The organism is Vibrio sp. 10N.261.52.A1 (assembly GCF_002876325.1).
Classification (GTDB): Bacteria; Pseudomonadota; Gammaproteobacteria; order Enterobacterales; family Vibrionaceae; genus Vibrio; species Vibrio chagasii.
Genome location: NZ_MCYD01001017.1, coordinates 1 through 6,163, shown reverse-complemented (window position 1 = coordinate 6,163; position 6,163 = coordinate 1). Strand labels below are relative to the sequence as shown.

Here is a 6,163-nt window from a genome sequence, read left to right as displayed (position 1 = left end):
CATTAATGTTCAACGTCAGTAAAACTGCGCTCTTTATCGCTGCCACATCATTAACGTCTTATTCTGTTAATGCCAAAATCTATTCAGACCAAGTCGTGTTGGATAACCTCGGTGAGGATGTTTGTCGCTCCGACTATCGCCCACTGACTCATACTGAAGCGCAGGAACACAAAGCTGCGCTTGTTTCTCGTATGAACGTTTGGGATATCTTTGGTCTTAAAGATGATTGGGTGATCATGGGCTCTGGTTACCACGGGCTTATTAAGCATGGAGAGTTAAGTGACAAAACCTGGTGTTACCCCAATAAACCAGAAGCGGGGTTACCATACTACCCAGCGCAAGCAATCCAAGAAAGCAGTAACCTTGGGGTTCAGAGAAGCTTGGTCAATGACAATGCGTACTTCATCAGGCCATTAGCATATCTCGCACACAACCTTGGTTATGCATGGGTAGGTGGCGATGACGGACTCTATGTTGGTCAAGACATGGCGATAAATCAGCTTAACGATGGCTGGGAGATCAAGGGAAATAGTAATGGCAGTTGTACAGGTGACCGTTGTAATGAGAAAACGACAATCACCGTCGATAACTTCGCTTACACGCTCGATACGAAAGGCTTCTCATACGGTACCGTTGAAGAAACAGACCAAGAGCTAATTAACACCCTCTCAGCTTACGCCATCAATAAGACCGAGCAGCCTAAACAGATCATCGTCGATCTTCATTTCTTACAATCAACGCAGTGGAATAAGACCAATCGTTTTGACATTGCAGATGTTGTCTTGATGAACGAAGACTTTAACTGGCCTCAAGCTGGAAAAACCGATGTTCGAGTGGTGTTAGAAAAAGGCCAGCATTTCGCTGATACCAATAGTGGGCAGCGCTCTAAGGCGAGTGACCTTCAAGCCATCTTAACGGTACCAGCTCGATCAGTATTACCATTTAGAGTTGAGTTCTTACGCTCTACCATCTCTTACCCTTATCGCATCAAAGCTAATATGAGTTACGACGTAAACTTCACAGGCTTTCTTCGTTACAGTGGTAATGCGTTAGTTTCACACCCAACTAACCGCCCTACGCTCTCTCACACATTTACCATGGGCACCAACAGCGAAGAGCAAGCGAATATCCGCTACCAATGGGACCACCGTTATATTCCCGGTGAGATGAAATGGTGGGACTGGAGTTGGGCAATCAACGAATATGGCCTGAGCAGCATGCAATATGCCGCTGGCGCGAGTGTTCGCCCTTTCTACTCTTATGTTTCTGGTCAGTTTAATGCCGAGTCACAATACTCTGGGATGATCGATATCGGTGCTGAGCACTCTGTCGATTCATTTGATGCCGTGAACATATTAACCAACCACAAAACCTACTATGCGGGCGATATAACTGTTGAGACCGATTTCGATCCTGAAGCACTAAATCGACTCGGTTATCACGATGCTCAGCTAATGATTACTCCAATACAACACTAAAAACACGCCTGTACTCAAACACTAAGCTCATCACTCCGGTGGTGAGCTTAGTGTTACCTCCGTATCCAAAAGTAAACTAAAGCACTTATTCAACAACTGTTCTGGGCAGGTTCCCTCTGTCGTCAGTGAACACTGTTTGAGAAGTGCTTTTCCTCCCAACCACCAAAGAAAGGCACTATCTAAATATGACCAAGAAAATCCATTTATGGCGGTTCGCAGCCATTGTCTATAGCCCCTTATCCGTCGCATTTTGTCTTAGTGACGACGTCCAAGATACTCAATCATTAGATGCGATTAACCAGAATCGTATTACGTCCTGGGCTCGAAACGAAGTTTATTCAGAGCCACAGTTTGGCATTGCACTAGGCGAACTTGAGCACGATGCTCATACAAACTCTTTCTCGGCAGCTTGGCCACAAACAGAGCAAGCACTGGCGAGCGTCCCGCAAACTTTTGAAAGTACACTAAGCGAACAAAGTCTATTCAACCGCCTCGGTAAAGCGGGCTCTTCTACGCTCGAAGTTTTAGGGCCAGTTGGAGATGCGGTCGCCGTGGGCTTTTGGCTAGACAACATGGTAAGTACATTCTCTCAGGAATCCTCTACTCGTCTTGATGAAGCCGCTTCTGTTTTTTCCATCGTTCCTCTCGTTGGTGATGAGTTAAACCTATTGTCGAATGATATTAAGTACTTCGCAGCGAAAGAAAAAATTGAAGAGTTTGAAAACCAATCACATTACGTGTTTAGTGACCACTCGCCAGATTTTTATCGCTTCCATCACAAAAAAAAGGACGCAATTGCTCTACTTAACACATACGACAATCACGTATTACAGAGTGCCGAAATGTATGTCGACCACTTACTTCTTGAAGCTGACACAGAATATCGCCGACTGACCGCTGCATACGATAGGCAACTTTCTAAACAAATGGCACGCATTGATTTAGAAATGTTGAAATCTATCGCGCATGTATCGCCTGAATCAAATCTGCACCAGCCGCTATGCCACAACGTTCACTCTTCTTTAACAGAACTAGAACGCTGTATTCGCACTGAAGGGCCCTCACGCATTGACAATTTAGTTAATAACCTAAGCAAAGATGACTACCACGCGCTCGCTTTAAAATTACATAGCAAGAAAAGAGAGCTCGTTGAAATCGCTTTACGCCGACTATCCACGCACAGAATGAACATAGTTAAAAGGCTAATAGAAAGGGCAAAACCTCACGTCGCATCGATCATAACACACAGCAAAATCAACCGAAGTACATTGGAATTTCAAGTCAGGCAAAGTGGATTGAGAGAGTATGCAAACGAAGTTTGGGGGCTTGATTATCTCAGTGAAGAGCAACTTAAAACGGCTACCTTACTGATACGCCCAGCCAGAGAGTGTTGGGGAGTTCCTGCCATTGTACCCGGAGGCATTCAAGCCTCTGTCGATGCATGTAAAGATTCTGGTGCATTATACGATACTTACCACCCTATAAAGGACCCAGAGTTATCAGAAGTGTTGCTAAAAAAGGTTGAACTTAATGTCGAAGAGCATGTTGCATCGAGAGTTATTGCTGGTTGGCCAGTTGGCTTATTTAAAACTCAATTAATCAGTACTGCTAACGCCTATATATCTGGCCAGTCGTCGAACAAACTATTTGAAGATCTCCTGTCCAAGTTAGCAAACATAGAAGCTCTCCCCTACCAAACGTCTTTCAATGATTACTTAGAGAGCAAAGGAGTTGACAGCTCAGACCCCAATAATCGCAACAGTTGGTATCAGATTAGCCGTTGGTACGAGCTGCTGCTAACAGAACGACCAAGTGGTGGGGTATTAGATCAAATCAAACAATATGAAATTTTTAAACACTTTATTCAGCCTCAATTCAAGATCGCTATTACCCTTTCTTACATACGCTCTCTCAATTACTCAGTACCCTACCCGAGCGTATACTCTGCAGCAAACCTTAGGTTTTATGCCCCTCAAATGGCAGACATACTCGATAACGTGATGTCGCAACCTGACTCTCACTTTGAGCAAAACTTTCAAAACGCCATTGACAGCATAACGGAAAAGGCGATGAAAGCGACAAGTGCCAACCAACTTCAGTATTTATTGGGCGATCTTTCTCTCTATCTTCAAATCGCACAGCATCAACAGTCAGAATCAAATATATCAACCAACAGTAAACATCAACTGTTCAACAGCACGCTATCACCTCTTCATCTGAGCTACCTATCACAAGACCATCAAGACAACATTGCGTTTCAAATTGGGGAAATCTCTACCCACCAGCTTTGGTCGGACCTAGTTGATATCAAGAGCGCGTTAAGCCAAGGAGATATTCAAACGGCAGTAACACAATTAGGAGCCATCGTTAAAGAGGATGACTTTACCATGCTTCCACACATCAACCATATGCTGCTTAGAGAGCTAGAAGATTGGATTGAAATTCAATTGGCATTAGAGGAATAAGTCTATGAAACATAAAATTACACTAACCCTTTTGACCTTGATGCTGCTCATCAATTCAAGCCATACATTTGCTGGAAAAGGATCTGAATTTGGACTCTTTTATGATGATCCAGACGGCGTAAGAGTCATCGAAGGATACAATTCCGGGGCTTATGGAAACCTTTATCGCATGTCCAGAAATCTATACGTGCAAACCAAGAGTGACGCCTACCTTGCAGACATGAGCGTGTTGATTCGCAACCTGCAACTATCGCCAACAGGGCGTGAGATTTTGCGACAAATCGCTACCTACGAACCAGTAAATGCACCCGATGATGCTGTGGAACCGCTAATAGAACATACGATCGGAGTCGATCAATCAAAGGCTACTGTTGTCACGGTGATCAGGGAACCTGAAGGCCCAGGCCGACTATTCGAGACAGTACCTTCGTTGTTCGAAGACCAGCAAAAGGCTTCACTGGCATGGCAACGACAATTCAATGGCAAAGGTGTATCGAATACGATTCTCTTCTCCACCACAGAGATGGTTAACATTCCAGGAAAGAACACACCATTTGATCAAACCGTCGCTTTAGGACATGAGCTCATCCACGCTCGAGATTTTTCTTCTGGCGCTGTTCCACAAGGCAGTACGCCTCTGTCTCATCGACATCCCGACACCAACCAAATCACAGAATATGTCATTCCGAATTATGAGTACCAAACGACAGGAATTACACACTTCAACAATGCTGAAAATGGGCGAGATCCTGTAACGGAAATCAGTAGTGCGAGACAATCAATGATCAACCTTCGCGAAGAGATGTATTTCCATTGGAAAGCACTCGGACAAGAAAAGGCTAAGGCGTATTTAAAAAATGAAAAAGTGGTGAGCGAGTTTCATTTAGCTGATGATCTAGGAAAAGAGAAGCGCAATACTTATTGGCCAAAAGAGCATTACGACTATCAACCCTACCCCCTTGAAACTAGACCATCTGCAACACCTCAGCACGCACCTAAATGGGATACCTTAGAAGGAAAGCAAGCTCATATAGAAGTTAAACAAGCGCTCCAACAATCATTAAGTGAAGGGAATAACCCTGCGATTGTTATCGTTGATGCAACCGAACAGCGCCTTTCCCAAAGCCTACAAAACTCGCCAGCGCTCACACGAAGAGGCCTTAGTAACCAGAGTTCCATTTTGAAATACGCAGCACAGAACGACATCAAAGTGGTCAACCTATACAGTGACGCGAACGAAACGCCACTGAGCTCGCTTAAAAAAAGGAAAAAGAACCTGCTATACCGAGCGATTTCCGGTCAAAAAACAGGGGAGACACAAGGTTACCGAGACGTTCAATATAACGAAGGCAACCAAACAGCCCTAACCTCGGCACTGGAAGACAATGACGAAGTGTTAGTGATGGCCTACTCTGACGGCAAAGTGACAACCAATATTATCGACAACCTTTCAGAAAACATGCAAAAACAAGTAGTGGTATCGCGATACGCTAACTTGGATTACCAACCATCAAACCTCAGCGCAGAAGAGAGCACAGCCTGGAAATCGCTAAGAAGGAAAGACAATGTAAGAATGCTTGGAGGTGGCAGCCGCTCTCGCTTCAATATATGTAGCATCCAATAAATGAGGCTCAAAAAGACAGTTTGCCATCAGTAAAACGTCGTATACAACCGGCCCTTTGTTAGTGATTAACCGCAATAGCAAAGGGCCGGTTTATGACAAATAAACTCGTTGCGTGACTTAAAAATGCAATCACAACGACACAAAAGTTTGAGTTAATGAAGCCGGCTAAAGACAGAGATCCCTAACAGGAGGAGCTATGAAATACTGTCCATGTTGCTCAACAGAGCTCATATCACGAGATGATGTACACATTTGTCCACGTAACGAAATCGGTGACTGCTATTTTGACGGGTATGAGCAATCTCATATTGAATATCATCAGCTCAAAGACTACCCACAAGATTCAGCGTTCGATATCGCAGAGGGCGTCGCTGACTAGCTCTAATAGAGTTGAAAAACGGAGTTTGTCTCGCTAGCAAATCGTTTCGGCTTACGTTGATGTTCTCCAAAATTAAAAAGCCCTGATGTTAATATCATCAGGGCTTTTTTTGTCTTTCAGCGCCATAAACATACAGCAAATCTAGAAGTAATTAGCTAACCATTACCACATAAGATCATCTGGGATGACGAAGTCTTTGTACGGGTCATCTTCATCA

General features: G+C 44.1%; 4 protein-coding genes. All 4 read left to right on the top strand.

From position 1 onward, the window contains the following. Positions 1-5 precede the first annotated feature (5 nt). Positions 6-1,478 (top strand): aerolysin family beta-barrel pore-forming toxin, encoded by a 1,473-nt coding sequence (locus BCT81_RS22075; protein WP_102425847.1) that lies wholly within the window; start codon positions 6-8, stop codon positions 1,476-1,478. 185 nt (positions 1,479-1,663) lie between these two features. Beyond that, positions 1,664-3,943 (top strand): hypothetical protein, encoded by a 2,280-nt coding sequence (locus tag BCT81_RS22070; protein WP_102425846.1) that lies wholly within the window; start codon positions 1,664-1,666, stop codon positions 3,941-3,943. 4 nt (positions 3,944-3,947) lie between these two features. Continuing rightward, the gene (locus BCT81_RS22065; RefSeq protein ID WP_102425845.1) at positions 3,948-5,567 is read left to right on the top strand and encodes a M91 family zinc metallopeptidase; all 1,620 of its coding nucleotides are present in this window, start codon (positions 3,948-3,950) and stop codon (positions 5,565-5,567) included. A 196-nt stretch (positions 5,568-5,763) separates the two neighbouring features. Continuing rightward, positions 5,764-5,946, top strand: coding sequence for a hypothetical protein (locus BCT81_RS22060; protein WP_102425844.1), 183 nt, complete (start codon positions 5,764-5,766; stop codon positions 5,944-5,946). Positions 5,947-6,163 lie beyond the last annotated feature (217 nt).